Origin of the sequence: Litorimonas cladophorae (genome assembly GCF_014652455.1) — a bacterium.
In the GTDB taxonomy this organism is placed as follows: Bacteria; Pseudomonadota; Alphaproteobacteria; order Caulobacterales; family Maricaulaceae; genus Litorimonas; species Litorimonas cladophorae.
The window spans coordinates 410,063-424,135 of record NZ_BMYV01000002.1 but is presented as its reverse complement, the minus strand read 5'-3'; the positions used below and the strand labels follow the sequence as shown (position 1 = coordinate 424,135).

Genomic DNA, 14,073 nt, shown 5'->3' with positions numbered 1-14,073 from the left:
AAAGCCTCGGTTTCGCCGGGGCTTTTTTTGTCAGCTTAAAGCGTTCCGTCTATCAACTTCATGATACCCGAAAAATCAAGACCATCATCGCCACTGGCCTCCATTAGGCCATAAAGCGCCATAGCTTGTGCACCCAGAGGTGTTGCGGCCTTGGCAGATTGAGCCGCATCTTGGGCGAGACGCAAATCTTTCAGCATCATTGCCGCGGCAAATCCAGGTTGATAGTCGTGATTTGACGGGGCTGTTTCGACGGGTCCCGGAGCTGGGCAATAGCTGGTCATGGACCAGTTCTGCCCAGAAGCCGTCGACGAAATATCGAAAAAAGTTTGCGCATCTAGACCCAGTTTTTCAGCCAAGTTAAATGCCTCACATGTTCCAATCATATGTATGCCCAGCAGCATATTATTGGCGATCTTGGCAACCTGCCCGTTCCCCGCTCCGCCGGCATGAAAAATATTCTTGCCCATGATGTCCAACACAGGTTTGGCCCGCCTAAAGGCTGGCTCTGTACCGCCACACATGAAGGTCAATGTACCTGCCGTCGCGCCGCCTACGCCACCCGAAACAGGCGCGTCGATCATAGCAAATCCTGCTTCCTCCGCTTCGGCGATAACTTTGCGTGCAATATCTACATCAATTGTCGAGCAATCGATAAAGAGAGTGCTCGGTGCAGCATGCGTCATTACATCGGCATAAACCAACTCAACATGCTTTCCTGCCGGCAACATAGTGACAACAATATCAGCCGTCGCGACCGCATCTTCCGCGTTTTTCGCTTGGACACAGCCCGCTGCGACGGCCTTTGCCAGCGCATCGGCATTGATGTCTAAAGCGCGAACAACGTGCCCCGCCTTTGCGAGATTGCTCGCCATCCCAAGCCCCATATTGCCGAGGCCGATAAATGCGATCGTGGTCATGCATCATTCTCCGAAGATAAGAATTTTAATGGCTCCATCGCATGTCGACCCAACACACGTGAGACTTGACCTTGCGTCACCTCATCCATGCCATGAGACCACTTTGGATTACGGTCCTTATCGATTAACTGAGCGCGAATTCCTTCGTAAAAATCTTGCGTTTTTAGGAAGCCTAACGAATAATCTAGTTCCCGTGCCATAGCTTCGCGAAACGTCATTGTACTGCCGCGGCGGAGCGCTTCGAGTGTGACGGCGAGCGCCAGAGGTGACTTCCGCCGCAATGTTACTGCTTGCTTCGTGGCCCAGTCAGACCCGTCTGCCTCAAGACTACGCAAAATGGCAGGAACCGTGGATTCTTCAAAACATTTAATTGCGGCGGGCAATGTTTCAGCAACAGGCGGCCGACGCACAAACTGCTTCATGACATTGGCGACTGCAGCGTCGCTACCATCAAGATCCGCTGCGCCCAGAGCGTCAATGAGAGCGTCATGTAGATTGGTCGGAACGTAAGCATTGGCCACGCCGAGTGCATAACTCGCAGCCGTATTCAATCGCGCACCCGTCAGACCCAACCAGTTGCCAACAGCTGTACCGAGACGTGGGAGGAAATAAGATCCACCGACATCAGGGAAATAGCCGATACCTGTTTCCGGCATGGCGAATAATGTGTTGTCGCCGGCAACCCGCAAACGACCATGAACCGACAAACCTACGCCTCCGCCCATGACGAACCCATCGATCAATGCGATATAGGGTTTGGGGTAGCGCGAGATATATTCATTGAGTGCATATTCTGTTCGCCAAAAGTTTTCCGCGCGTGTGTCGCCCGCTTTGCCGCTATCATGCAACAGAATGACATCACCACCCGCGCAAAACGCGCGTTCTCCGGCACCATCAATGACAACCGCGCCTATGCTATCATCTGCCGCAAAGCCTTGCAGCGCACGCGTAATTGCAACGCACATCTCTTCCGTGAGAGCGTTGAGCGCTTCTGGACGATCCAAAGTGATATGACCTATGGAGCCACGCTTTCGGGCGATAATCTGATCTGTCATCGGGGTGGTTATCCGTTTTATGTCACGTTTCTTAGGATTAGCGTAGTCGCATTTACTGTCGCGTCAAACTGCGGCCAACGATCATGCGCATGATTTGGTTTGTGCCTTCGAGGATTTGATGGACGCGAAGGTCTCGGACAATCTGCTCCAAAGGATAGTCCTTAAGATAGCCGTAACCGCCATGCAGTTGCAGTGCGTCATTGGCGATCTTTGAACACATATCTGTCGCGAACCGCTTGGCCATAGCGCATGCCGCTCCAGCGTTTGGTGCTTTGTGGTCAAGTAGGTCTGCCGCGCGATAGAGCATCAAGCGAGAAGCTTCTAATTCTGTAGCCATATCGGCCAGCATGAATTGCGTGTTTTGGAAGGCTCCAATGGCCTTCCCGAATTGTCTGCGTTCGGATGTATAGTCTAAAGCCGCGTCCAAGGCTTTCTGCGCGCCACCGAGACTACAGGCGCCAATATTAACTCGTCCCCCGTCGAGACCAGACATTGCAAAACCAAAGCCTTCGCCCTCACCTCCAACCCGGTTGGAGGCTGGGACGCGGCAATCTTCAAATATGATCTGAGCCGTAGGTTGGGCGTTCCAGCCCATTTTTTTCTCATTCGCGCCAAAGGCTAATCCGGACGTGTTCTTTTCCACGACGAAACAGGAAATGCCGCGCGCTCCATCATCGCTCGTGCGCGCCATGACCACATAAATATCTGACCAACCTGCCCCAGAAATAAATGTTTTGGTGCCATTTAAAACGTAATCATCCCCATCACGTACAGCTTTGGTCGCAAGCGAAGCCGCGTCAGACCCTGCGCCAGGCTCCGTCAAGCAATAGCTAGCAATAAGCTCACCCGCAGTGAGGCGCGGTACATATTTCGCGCGCAAGTCGGCGTTCCCATAGCGATCAACCATCCACGTCGCCATATTGTGGATGGTCATCATAGCCGTATGGGAGACGTCACCCGCCGCAAGTTGTTCGAACACTAGCGCGGAGTCCAAACGAGATAGGGCTGTACCACCGTGTTCTTCACCTGTGTAAATGCCCAAGAAGCCAAGCTTCGCCGCTTTGGTAAATACGCTGCGATCCAAAAATTTTTCTTCGTCCCACATGGCGCTATGAGGGGCGAGCTCAACACTCGCAAATTGCCGCGCCATATCTTGGATGAGAGTCTGTTCTTCGGCAAGTTGGAAGTGCATCTAATTCGACCTTTGTGAAGACATTATTTCAAAACGGCGCATGGGCATCGCGTCAATGGTCTGGAATAAATCCTCAACCGATAGAAATTTCTGCCAACGCTTTTTAACGGCTCCATCTCTTCCGATCAGGACAAATTCAAAGTCCTCGCGGCAAATCTCTTTGGGCTGGAAATCGTTCAGCAAAACCTGTTCGACGCGATCTCGCTGCCCGTCTTTCAGACTGATGATCGGATGTGTTGTATCTCCGATGACTTCGACCAAGACCAAGTCTCTTTCATTGAAGCCGACCCAGTCAATTGTGGGGCGTACGCGTTCGGCAAGTAAGAGACTCTGATCTGAAGCTGGGTTGTCGCAGAAGGCCAGAATACGCGGCGCATCCTGAAGACTGACCACGTTCCCTTTCGAAGTCTCAGCCGCCACCGAGTATGTGGGGAGCATTGCCAAAGCACAAGCCGCCATCCAAACGCAGAGACTGCGCGGGGATTGCCTTTTTCCGAATATTTGGAACGCGTTAAATCCCACGCTTCAATTACCCAAAATGCGGAATAATAAAGGCGCTGTCTTCTGTTTCGCCTTCTGGCCATCGCTGAGTGACAGTTTTGACTTTGGTGTAGAAGCGCAAGCCTTCCATTCCATACTGGTTTGCATCACCAAAGGCCGAGCGTTTCCACCCGCCAAAGCTGTGATAGGCGACGGGCACCGGAATTGGCACATTTATACCGACCATACCGACTTCGACACGGTCCGCAAATTCACGTGCGACGCGGCCATTTTGAGTGAAGATAGCAACGCCATTACCATATTGATGGTTGGACGGGAGCGCGACGGCTTCTTCAAAATTTTTAGCTCGGACGATTTGCAAAACAGGTCCGAAAATTTCGTCATGATAGGTTTCCATGTCTGGCGTGACATTATCCAACAATGTCGGTCCAACAAAGAATCCCCCTTCATGCCCTTGCAAAGTGAAGCCCCGACCATCGACGAGAAGCGTGGCGCCCTCTTCGACGGCTTTGTCGATATTGGCTTCGATGCTTTCCTTGTGTACTTGCGTCACGACGGGACCATAATCAGCATCGGGATCCGTTGACGTTCCAACCGTCATGGCTTCGAGCTTCGGCATAAATGCCTCGAGGAACTTTTCGGCTGTACCGTCTCCGACGGGGACGACAACAGGCAGCGCCATGCACCGTTCGCCAGCAGAGCCATATGCAGCACCAAGGATGTCTTTGGCTGCTTGCTCCATATTGGCGTCTGGCATGATGATGCCGTGGTTCTTCGCCCCGCCCATACATTGTGCGCGTTTGCCATTCGCCGTTGCCCGCGCGTAGACATATTGCGCAATATCTGACGATCCAACGAAGCTGACGGCTTTGATTGTCGGGTGATCACAGATCGCATCAACGATCTCTTTGTCGCCATTGATACACTGCAGAAGCCCCGTGGGTCCGCCCGCTTCAGCAAAAAGCTCAGTGAGGCGCATTGGAACACTTGGGTCTTTTTCTGAGGGTTTGAGAATACAGGCATTGCCCGTAGAGATCGCCATGCCAAACATCCACATCGGAATCATCGCGGGAAAATTGAATGGCGTAATGCCTGCGACAACACCGAGCGGTTTGCGTAAGCTATAGACATCAATGCCAGGGCCCGCGCCGTAGGTGTGCTCCCCTTTTTGGCCGTGCGGAACGCCACAGGCAAATTCGATGACGTCAATCCCGCGCATCACGTCGCCGCGTGAGTCGGCAATAACTTTCCCATGCTCTGAACTGAGCATGTGCGCGAGGTCTTCCATATTGTCCTCGACGAGCTGTTTATAGCGGAACATGATCCGGGATCTACGTTGAGGATTTTCCTGCGCCCATTTTCGTTGGGCATCAGCGGCAGAGATTACAGCCGCGTCCAATTCGGCAGGCGTAGCCAGATTTACGCGAGATTGGACAGCACCCGTGTTGGGGTCAAAAATATCTTTGAAACGATCACTCGTCCCTGCAACCCGCGCACCGTCAATGAAATGTCCAATGGTCTTCATGGTTTTCCCCAATATTGTATTTGCCTCGTTATACGCCTTAAAATTTGCGATGCCAGTGACAGAAAGCGCGACCTTCCAGTACAAGTTTGCAGGAACCATTCGGCTTTCAACACGTTGTGGAATTGTATTCTAATGGGGAACAATATGCGGCATCTTTCAATTACCATTTTGACAGCTCTTCTACTGAGCGCCTGCGGCGCAAATAACACGCAGGAGGTGGCAGAAATCAATAATGATTGGACGGGCAACGAGATCAAAATCGACGCTTTTACCGATGAGAAAGTCAAAGGCGTGACCTGCCACATGGCCCATTTTGATCGTGGCGTTTACGATCGTTTGAAGAAAGGGTCATGGTTTGAAAACCCGTCAAATGGTTCGATCAACTGCGTCCAAACCGGCCCGATCACTGTAGGCAACATTGATATGGGGAAAGGCGGAGAAGAAGTCTTCCGTCAGCGGCAATCGCCCGTCTTTAAGAAACTGACGGTCCGCCGGGTCTATGACATAGAAAATAATACGCTTATTTACCTCGTCTATTCGAGACGCGTTGTCGAAGGTTCCGCGAAAATGAGTATAGCAAGCGTGCCGCTTTATGGCGCGGACATCACATGGGCAGATGGCGCCCCTTAAAGAGCGGCGGCATCAGTACGTTCTTTTTGCCAGCGTGCTTCTAGATGTTCGCGGGCGATCTTCACGTTCCGGACGTTTCCGCGCCAGCCAATGTCGAAAATATCCCCGATGATGGGGACAAGGCCAATGATCCAGTCGATCAGTATATTTCCCAGCATGCGGAATAAATGAGTCTTTGGAATATCTAGCCGATGAGCGCCCACCACAATCACGCCAGATACACCTAGGCTAATCGTATCACCAATTCCTGGAATAAGACCGATCAAACTGTCTAAGCCAATCGGAACGGGAAGAAATGGAAGGTTAAACTGCGTGTCCATCAGATTGGCAAGGCTTTCCATGCGCACAAGTTTAGCAGACTCAATAGCGTGAGCCGCCTCAAGCGCTTCCAAGCGAGATTGAGCCGCGGGCGACAAGATTTCAGGATCAGATGCGGGGTAGATAGGTTGTGTCATAAAAAAAGCCTGCGACAAATGTCGCAGACTTTCAATAGAATGACACTGAAAACCAATCCGACACTCTTGCCGCGCGGGTCATTCAATAGCTAACGCTAGCCAGCGGCTTGAAACATGTCGAAATTCTCGTTCATTGCGACAGTAGCCTGGCTGGCGGCTGCGACTTCGGCGTTGACCGTATTCGCCGCTTTTCGCCAGCTGAAAATTTTAGAAAGTGGCGACCCAGCCAGACAATACCATCGCCTTACAGACGGGTCCCATTTCGCACCCAGCCGCTTGGCAAGGTCACGATCTTTATAGGCCACATTCAAATAATGTTTTGTAGCCGTTTGCTTTTTTACCGGTTTAGTCTGGGTTCGTGTTTCCATCTCACCGCTCCTTTGCCTGTTCCATAAATAGAACATAGGTGGAACAAACTAGATAATCAAGGGATATATTCCTAAATTTCAGCAAGGTCGCGTCCGCTTCCGCAGACAACTTGATCGAAACTAGGGCTTTCTAAACAACAGGGTCATGCGGTCAGATTCACCAATAGCGAGGCGTTCAGCTTTCAGGGCTTCATTGTCACCTACGCCGTTCATCGACGGTGGTAGTCGCCAAACAATGTCATCTCCGACAGGTTGATCGTTCGGATTAGCATTGATCTCGGAGGACTTTACGAATTCAAATCCAGCCGCTTTAAAGGCTGCGATAACATTTGCTTCTTTGAGATATCCGGCAGAACCATCTGCCCACTCATCGGTCGCAGACGCCGGTGCCCGGTGCTGCACAACGCCAACAATGCCACCTGGTTTTAGGACATCATGCGTCATTGCCAAAGCATTCGTCATATATTGCCCCGCGTCTTCGAAGCGAGATAGATTGTGCATCGCCCGCACAAACAGGACGGCATCCAACTGCCCGTCCATGGCCCCAGATGTATCCCCAAACGTTGTCGCAGAAATTTCCGCTCCATCTTCGGGCGCCCATTCAGCAGATTTTTCGACAAATTCCACAGGCCAGTTTCGCTTAGTCTCCATAAAGGCTTCATTTGCAAAGCTAAATTCGGGATACATCTCCAAGGCGTAATCAATCCCGACCAGCTTTCCTTCACTTCCTAAATAAGGAACAAGGATTTTGGTGTACCATCCACCACCTGGCAAGGCTTCGCCAATGGCCATTCCTGGTGCAATCCCAAAGAATTCCAGCGTTTCCGCAGGATGACGGGCGACATAGCGGGCTTGAGTTTTTTCGGGTTGGACCGCGAGAACCTTGGCTAACTTAGCCGTATCTCTTTTCGTGATTTCAGCAAGTTGCGCCTCTCCACCCGACATTTTCGTGGTCGTGTCTCCACTGCTGCAGGCAGCCAAGATAAAGGCCGCTGCGGTGGCTGTTAAAAATCTGCGCATATTCTGTCTCCCAATATTATTTGGGAAAACGTAACAGCCTATACTCCAAGCTCCAAGAGGGCGAGTTTACCTAGCATCATCACCATTTTGTCATCTGCTTCGTTTCCAAAGGCAGGTGGTCTGGTGAGATAACTGCCGAAACTAGCCCGCCATATAGCTCAGCCACTGCCTTAACGGCTTTGACTTTTAACGTCAGGAAGCCTGTTTTCGGCAGCCGTTAAGAAGAATATTGTCGCCTAGAGGGCGTCGTCAACGATTTCGCGCTTTTCATGAAACTGTCCATATTTGCGATACTTGGACAGATAGCTTGGCACAATGGCTTCGATTGTCTCAGGGCGAATATCGAAAGCTTCAAACCCTTTAGCGGTCTCAGAAACCACATTGTCGACTTTGAGGTTCTCAACTTGGTCCCGCGTCAGGAACGGTTTGACGAAGGGTAGCGCGCCAGAAAGCTCGCCGCCAAAACCCATCATATTTGCGGCGAACCACGGCACAGGCGCGAGAAAACGCTTCTTGTCAATCGTATCGAGAACGAACTGGAGCAGGGCTTTGAAGGTGTAAACGTTGGGTCCACCAAGCTCAAAAGTCTCACCCGTAGTCCCTCGTGTGACAGAAATCGCCACAGCATTCGCCACGTCTTCAACATAGGCTGGCTGAAACTTTGTTTTGCCGCCACCGATCAAGGGCAACGCAGGTGCAAAGCTGGTGAGGCCCGCAAACCGATTGAAGAAATCATCTTCGGGTCCGAACAGGATTGACGGGCGCAGGATATCCGCGGTCGGGACATGTTCGCGCAAGACATTCTCGCCTTCGCCCTTTGTACGGGCATAGTCGCTTTCGCTCTCGGCATTCGCGCCAATCGCGGAAACCCCGACAACATTACGAATACCTGCAGCGGCACATGCATCACCGATGACGTCTGAGCCATTCACGTGGAGAGACTCAAATGTCTGACGGCCAGCTTCGAACAAGACGCCGACCAAATTGATTACAGCGTCAGCACCTTCGACGGCGCGGGCAACAGAATTTGGGAATCGCAAGTTTGCTTGCATTAATTGCACTTGGCCAACATCCCCGATAACTTTCAGCTCATGCGCAGTGTGTGGATTGCGCACGGCAGCACGGACACGCCAGCCCCGCGCAGTGAGCGCACGAACAACATAGCGCCCTAAAAATCCAGAGGCGCCGAAGACGGTAACGAGACCGGGGTTTGAAGCCATGATGAAGTGTCCTTCGTGAACAGTCGTCTAAACACAGCGTTCGCTGCGCAATTCTTAGAGCGCGGATTAAGCCCTTGGCAGGGTTGTGTCCACTGCGCTTTTTAACTCAACTCTTAGCGCCCAACCTGGCAAGCCAGTGATCTGAGGCGGCTTCAATCAGGTCGACGACATCCTTAAATCCATCCGGCCCACCATAATAAGGGTCAGGAACATCCGAATTATCCGGCAAAAACAGCGATAGCTCTGCCGTCGCATCACTTGGACGAATAGCCTCTAGATCAACAAGATTGGACGCATCCATTGCCAAGACTAAATCGAAATCATAAAAGTCCTCCACTCGCACTTTACGTGCCGTCTGCCCCGCAAAGCTGTAACCTCGGCTCTCACCTTCGGCACGACTACGCGGATCCGGGCCCTCACCCGTATGCCAGGCGCCCGTACCCGCGCTATCAATACGAATGTCTTTCCCGGCGGATCGCGCGCGAAAGACAGCTTCCGCTGTGGGTGAACGGCAGATATTGCCTAGGCAAACGAATAGAACAGATGTCATAAGGGGCTCATGGCTGAACCCGATCAAATTGTCATCCTCACGGGTGCAGGAATTTCTGCTGAGAGCGGCATTGATACTTTTCGTGACACGGGCGGCCTGTGGGAAAATCACCCTATTGAGCAGGTCGCGACTCCGGAGGGTTTTGCGAAGGACCCAGAGTTGGTTCACCGGTTCTATAACTTGCGCCGCGCGGCGCTTTCGAAAGTCAAACCCAATGCTGCGCATCTGGCGCTGGGACGCTTACAACATGAATTTGCGGGCAAGTTAACGCTCGTGACCCAGAACGTAGATGACCTACACGAACGCGGCGGATCAAGCGATGTGATCCATATGCATGGCGAGTTGCTATCCGCTTTTTGTTCCGCTTGTGACCACCACTGGCAACAGCTCAGCGATTTGAGCCCATCAACACCCTGCCCCGCTTGCCAAACACGCGGTGGCCCGCGTCCCGATATCGTTTGGTTCGGCGAGATGCCTTATCAAATGCGTCGGTTGGAAGCCGCCGTGCAAGCTTGCGACCTGTTCGTGTCGATCGGCACATCAGGCGCGGTATATCCAGCGGCGGGGTTTGTACATTTGGCGAAGACATATGGCGCGCGGACCTTGGAACTAAATCTTGATCCCTCACAAGGTAGCGCAGTGTTTGATGAGGCGCGGCATGGCCCCGCGACAAAGCTTGTTCCCGAATGGGTCGCCTCAGTCCTCGCCTAAATCAGGGGCTTCTAATTTCTTCGTTTGGCTCATCTTTGGGAAGATCACGCGCCAGATCGCGGCAACCCCAACCGCAGCCACGCCCCCTGCGGTAACGGTGAAAACCGCTCCGTAGACCGCGGCCATTGTCCCTGCACGAAACTCGCCCAGCTCATTGCTCGCCCCGAGGAAGATCGAGTTCACCGCATTGACCCGCCCGCGCACACGATCTGGTGTCCACAGCTGCAAAAGAATTTCGCGAATATAAACGCTGATCATGTCGAAAGCCCCCACAAATGCGAGCGCCAAAATCGATACCCAAGCCAAGGTTGAGACACCAAACACAGCCGTCGCACCGCCGAAGGCAGCGACGCTGAGCAATAAGATAAACCCCGCGTGATCCCGCACAGGGAAACGGATCAGCACCCCAATCATCAGCACAGCCCCGACCGCGGGCGCGGCGCGCAACAATCCCAAACCGATAACGCCAACATCCAAAATGTCGCTGGCATAGATCGGCAAGAGTGCGACCGCTCCGCCAAGCAGAACCGCAAACATATCTAGCGATATCGCGCCCAAGACGACTTTTTCCTTCCAAATGTAGCGGAAGCCGCCAAGGATCATCGACCAACTTGTCGGATCGGTTTCCATGTCTTGGTTGGGCTTAGGAATGCTCAAGATCAGAACAGTAGAAATTGCAAACATCACGGCCGCGACGCCATAGGCGAAAGGCCCCGAGATCCCAAATAATAAGCCGCCCGCGGCAGGCCCGACAATTGCCGCTAATTGCCAGGTCAGCGTGACCCATCCAATCGCGTTGGAAAAATCCGCTTGAGGCACGACATTCACGACCAAAGACGACGAGGCCGGCGTGTAGAAAGCGCGCGCTATGCCGAAAACGGTCAGTGCGCTTAGCACCAAGACAGGCGAAAAATTTCCCGTAACAGCTAGCCCTAAAATCGTTGCTGCGCAGAACATTTCTAATGTCGTGGCTGTCGCCATCACGCGGCGACGCCCCAGACGATCTGAAGCCAAGCCCGTTACCAAGACCAAAGTTAAGGCGGGCAAGAATTGCACTAATCCGATCAAGCCCAGCAGAAGGGCGTTTTTCGTTTGCTCCCAAAGCTGCCAGCCAACGGCGACCGACACGATCTGCGTCGCGGAAGATGTGATGAATCGCGCCCAGAAATAACGCTTAAAGGCGCTATGGCGAAACGCGGCAAAACGGTCTTCATCTGTGGTGGGCGAACTCATGTCCTGCCCTATCCCGCTCTTGCGGCGATGACCAGTGCCAGCTTAAGACGCGCATATGAATTACCATGTTTATATTGATGCCGATGCCTGCCCCGTTCGGGATGAAACCTATCGCGTCGCAAGACGGCATAAGGTGCCCGTGACTGTGGTTGCCAATCAATATATTCGCGTCCCTAAGGAACCTAACTTTACCTTTCGATTAGTCGACGACAGTTTTGACGCTGCTGATGATTATATCGCCGAAGCCGCCGATGAAAATTCAATCGTTATCACTTCCGATATTTTATTGGCCGAACGCGTGCTGAAATCTGGCGGGCGTGTCCTAGGGTCGAATGGCAAGCTGATGACAATGGACACCATCGGCAGTCAGATCGCCATCCGCGCCATCATGGCCGATTTGCGCGCAGGTGCAGAGCAACCCAATTTGGGCGGTCCCGCGCCATTTTCTCAACGCGACAGATCACGTTTTCTAGAGGCCTTGCACCTGTTGCTCGTCAAATAGGGCGGCTTAGCTTCGGCTCGCTACGACCAATTGAAGGCGCCTGATTTCTTGAGAAATCGCGCGGCGATTTAGCTGCATGTTGAACCAAAGTTTCAGCGCAATCTGCGCAGAATTTGTGAGGATCGCAAAGACGCCCCAAATGATTTGCATCCGCAAAGTGTCCGCCACGAACATTTGCCAGATCGAGACAATTAAGATCACGCCAAAGACAAGAATACCCCCCCAGGCCATCACCCGCATGCCACTGCCTTGACCACGCAAGCTGCCCAAAGCTGCTTTGTAGTAGCCCGTTTCGTCGATTGTATCCCCATCGAAACTAGTGTCGGCTTCGCTGAGTATCGCTTTCATTTCTGCGTCAAAGTCGTTCATCTGATCTCTCCTTCTTGGGTTTCATATTGTGCTTTCAGCTTTCGCCGCGCGGTTGATAATCTGGACTTCACCGTGCCCAGTGGAATACCTAATGCCGCTGCGATCTCTGTCCCTCGCAGCCCTTCAACATAGAATAAGCTCAACATCAGTTGTTCGGTTTCAGGCAAATGCAACAAAGCTTGGCGTAATGAAAACGCGGACTCCGGCCCTGTTTTGGCCTCGGGCTCTGGCATATCGGCAATCACTTGTCGGTCACGTATCGCGCGCTCTATATGGTCCGCAGCCCGACGACGGATGATTGTATAGGCCCATGCAGAAAATCGTTCAGGTTCACGCAATTTATGGATATCTCGCGCGATGGTCAGTGACGCATCCTGCATGACGTCGCGCGCTTCATCGGCGTTACCCGTCAAACGATGGGCTAGGCGTAACCAACGCGGATGCCAACGTCGGTAGAGCGCGTCAAAGGCCTGAACATCTCCCTGCGCCGCTAAGCTGACGTGATAAATGTCCAGCGCAGCCGCTTGCCGCTTTTGCAGGTTTGTTATGTTCGGCCCTTGGCGTTTCACACATATCCTTCGCGTGTTTTCACCTTATAGTCAGACCAAGTGGGAGAAAGGTTCATTTTGCCGCCAATTTTTATTAGAAATTCTTTGTCCTCTGACCAGCTACGCGTTGACCTTCGTGACCGCCGCCCTATGTTGCGCCCGCTTTTGACAGGATAGAAATATGACCCCGACCCAGCTTGAAACCGCCATCGAAGCCGCATGGGATGACCGCGCGGCTCTATCGCCTGACACAAAAGGTGAAGCGCGCGACGCCGTAGAGGCCGCAATCTCAGGCCTTGATGATGGTACATTTCGCGTAGCCTCCAAGGCAGGGAATGGGGATTGGGTTGTGCATCAATGGCTCAAGAAAGCCGTCCTGCTGGGTTTCCGTCTTCATCCGAATGCGATGATGACAGGCGGGCCAGCGACTGTGGGGCGCGGCGCTGGTCATTTTTACGATAAAGTCCCCTCCAAATTTGAAGGCTGGACAGAAGACGATTTTGCCAAAGCGGCCTTCCGCGTTGTTCCGCCCGCCACTGTGCGTCGCGGATCTTACATCGCGCCCAATGCCGTCTTGATGCCGTCCTATGTGAATATTGGTGCACATGTCGGTTCGGGCACGATGGTCGACACATGGGCAACAGTTGGCTCCTGCGCCCAAATCGGTGAAAATGTTCACCTCTCTGGTGGCGTCGGTATCGGTGGTGTTTTGGAACCTCTCCAAGCCAACCCCACTATTATCGAAGATAATTGTTTCATCGGCGCCCGCTCCGAAGTCGTTGAAGGCGTGATTGTTCGCGAAGGCGCCGTCTTGGCGATGGGCGTGTTCCTCTCGCAATCAACGAAAATTTATAACCGCGCCACGGGTGAAATTCACTTCGGCGAAGTGCCAGCTTACTCGGTTGTCGTTCCGGGCACGCTTCCCAGCAAAGATGGTTCGCATAGTCTGGCCTGTGCCGTTATCGTAAAAACTGTGGATGCGAAGACCCGCGCGAAGACAGGTGTGAACGAACTGTTGCGCGACTAACCAAGCGTCATCGCTCACAGCCCCTCACCTTGTTTCAGGGGGGCTGCCAAATTATGCGATGTCTGATTAGGTGGGACAGTCCGCAGGGTGGTCTCCGCGATGGAGGACCAAAATAGAAAAATGTTTTACGCGATGACCGTGTATCTGGTTGCTAATCAGATGCACGAACCCTGCGGCAGCGGTTTTTGACGGAGCGGCCCGTCTGTCCTACCAGTTAGGGCAACTTTGGCCCCAGGCATCGGCTCTCACC

The 14,073-nt window shown here is 52.9% G+C and carries 17 protein-coding genes; 4 read left to right on the top strand and 13 right to left on the bottom strand.

Annotation, left to right across the window (positions count from 1 at the left end; translation table 11 throughout):
• Window positions 1-35: 35 nt before the first annotated feature.
• From mmsB to IE073_RS09820, 5 genes are all read right to left on the bottom strand, one after another.
• Window positions 36-917: a 3-hydroxyisobutyrate dehydrogenase gene (mmsB, locus tag IE073_RS09840; protein WP_189585010.1), complete on the bottom strand. Its 882-nt coding sequence runs from the start codon at window positions 915-917 to the stop codon at window positions 36-38.
• Window positions 914-1,972 carry an enoyl-CoA hydratase/isomerase family protein gene (locus IE073_RS09835; protein WP_189585007.1) on the bottom strand — a complete coding sequence of 353 codons (1,059 nt, stop codon included), beginning with the start codon at window positions 1,970-1,972 and terminating at the stop codon, window positions 914-916. Before IE073_RS09835 ends, mmsB begins: the two co-directional genes overlap by 4 nt.
• A 52-nt stretch (window positions 1,973-2,024) precedes the next feature.
• Entirely contained in the window at window positions 2,025-3,164 is a 1,140-nt protein-coding gene (locus IE073_RS09830; RefSeq protein WP_189585004.1) for an acyl-CoA dehydrogenase family protein, read from the bottom strand.
• Window positions 3,165-3,602: a DUF4174 domain-containing protein gene (locus IE073_RS09825; protein ID WP_189585000.1), complete on the bottom strand. Its 438-nt coding sequence runs from the start codon at window positions 3,600-3,602 to the stop codon at window positions 3,165-3,167.
• Window positions 3,603-3,693: 91 nt separating this feature from the next.
• Window positions 3,694-5,190 (bottom strand): CoA-acylating methylmalonate-semialdehyde dehydrogenase, encoded by a 1,497-nt coding sequence (locus IE073_RS09820; RefSeq protein ID WP_189584997.1) that lies wholly within the window; start codon window positions 5,188-5,190, stop codon window positions 3,694-3,696.
• Between the two features lie 144 nt (window positions 5,191-5,334).
• Here IE073_RS09820 and IE073_RS09815 point away from each other — a divergent pair, with 144 nt between their 5' ends.
• Window positions 5,335-5,820, top strand: coding sequence for a CreA family protein (locus tag IE073_RS09815; protein WP_189584994.1), 486 nt, complete (start codon window positions 5,335-5,337; stop codon window positions 5,818-5,820).
• On the opposite strand, the gene IE073_RS09810 is transcribed toward IE073_RS09815, so the two are convergent.
• From IE073_RS09810 to IE073_RS09790, 5 genes are all read right to left on the bottom strand, one after another.
• Window positions 5,817-6,275, bottom strand: a complete 459-nt coding sequence (locus IE073_RS09810) for a DUF4112 domain-containing protein (RefSeq protein ID WP_189584990.1) — start codon at window positions 6,273-6,275, stop codon at window positions 5,817-5,819. The genes IE073_RS09815 and IE073_RS09810 overlap by 4 nt on opposite strands.
• Before the next feature lie 95 nt (window positions 6,276-6,370).
• Complete coding sequence (locus IE073_RS09805; protein WP_189584987.1) at window positions 6,371-6,643, bottom strand: DUF5710 domain-containing protein; 273 nt, start codon at window positions 6,641-6,643, stop codon at window positions 6,371-6,373.
• A 120-nt stretch (window positions 6,644-6,763) separates the two neighbouring features.
• On the bottom strand, window positions 6,764-7,663 hold the full coding sequence (locus IE073_RS09800; protein WP_189584984.1) for a class I SAM-dependent methyltransferase: 900 nt from the start codon (window positions 7,661-7,663) through the stop codon (window positions 6,764-6,766).
• A 236-nt stretch (window positions 7,664-7,899) separates the two neighbouring features.
• Window positions 7,900-8,883, bottom strand: a complete 984-nt coding sequence (locus IE073_RS09795; RefSeq protein WP_189584981.1) for a complex I NDUFA9 subunit family protein — start codon at window positions 8,881-8,883, stop codon at window positions 7,900-7,902.
• Between the two features lie 106 nt (window positions 8,884-8,989).
• Complete coding sequence (locus IE073_RS09790; RefSeq protein ID WP_189584978.1) at window positions 8,990-9,433, bottom strand: low molecular weight protein-tyrosine-phosphatase; 444 nt, start codon at window positions 9,431-9,433, stop codon at window positions 8,990-8,992.
• Between the two features lie 9 nt (window positions 9,434-9,442).
• On the opposite strand from IE073_RS09790, the gene IE073_RS09785 reads away from it, so the two are divergent.
• Entirely contained in the window at window positions 9,443-10,144 is a 702-nt protein-coding gene (locus IE073_RS09785; protein ID WP_189584975.1) for an NAD-dependent deacylase, read from the top strand.
• Here the strand turns inward: IE073_RS09785 and IE073_RS09780 are convergent.
• Window positions 10,130-11,377: an MFS transporter gene (locus tag IE073_RS09780; protein WP_189584972.1), complete on the bottom strand. Its 1,248-nt coding sequence runs from the start codon at window positions 11,375-11,377 to the stop codon at window positions 10,130-10,132. The genes IE073_RS09785 and IE073_RS09780 overlap by 15 nt on opposite strands.
• 55 nt (window positions 11,378-11,432) lie before the next feature.
• Here IE073_RS09780 and IE073_RS09775 point away from each other — a divergent pair, with 55 nt between their 5' ends.
• A complete protein-coding gene (locus IE073_RS09775; RefSeq protein WP_189584969.1) occupies window positions 11,433-11,879 on the top strand; it encodes a YaiI/YqxD family protein in 447 nt (148 codons plus the stop codon).
• Between the two features lie 6 nt (window positions 11,880-11,885).
• Here IE073_RS09775 and IE073_RS09770 read toward each other — a convergent pair whose 3' ends face one another.
• A complete protein-coding gene (locus IE073_RS09770; protein ID WP_189584966.1) occupies window positions 11,886-12,248 on the bottom strand; it encodes a DUF6768 family protein in 363 nt (120 codons plus the stop codon).
• Complete coding sequence (locus IE073_RS09765; protein WP_189584963.1) at window positions 12,245-12,817, bottom strand: RNA polymerase sigma factor; 573 nt, start codon at window positions 12,815-12,817, stop codon at window positions 12,245-12,247. The genes IE073_RS09770 and IE073_RS09765 overlap by 4 nt, the downstream gene beginning before the upstream one ends.
• A gap of 160 nt (window positions 12,818-12,977) precedes the next feature.
• Between IE073_RS09765 and dapD the strand changes: the two genes are divergently transcribed.
• The gene (gene dapD / locus IE073_RS09760) at window positions 12,978-13,823 is read left to right on the top strand and encodes a 2,3,4,5-tetrahydropyridine-2,6-dicarboxylate N-succinyltransferase (RefSeq protein ID WP_189584960.1); all 846 of its coding nucleotides are present in this window, start codon (window positions 12,978-12,980) and stop codon (window positions 13,821-13,823) included.
• Window positions 13,824-14,073: the final 250 nt, after the last annotated feature.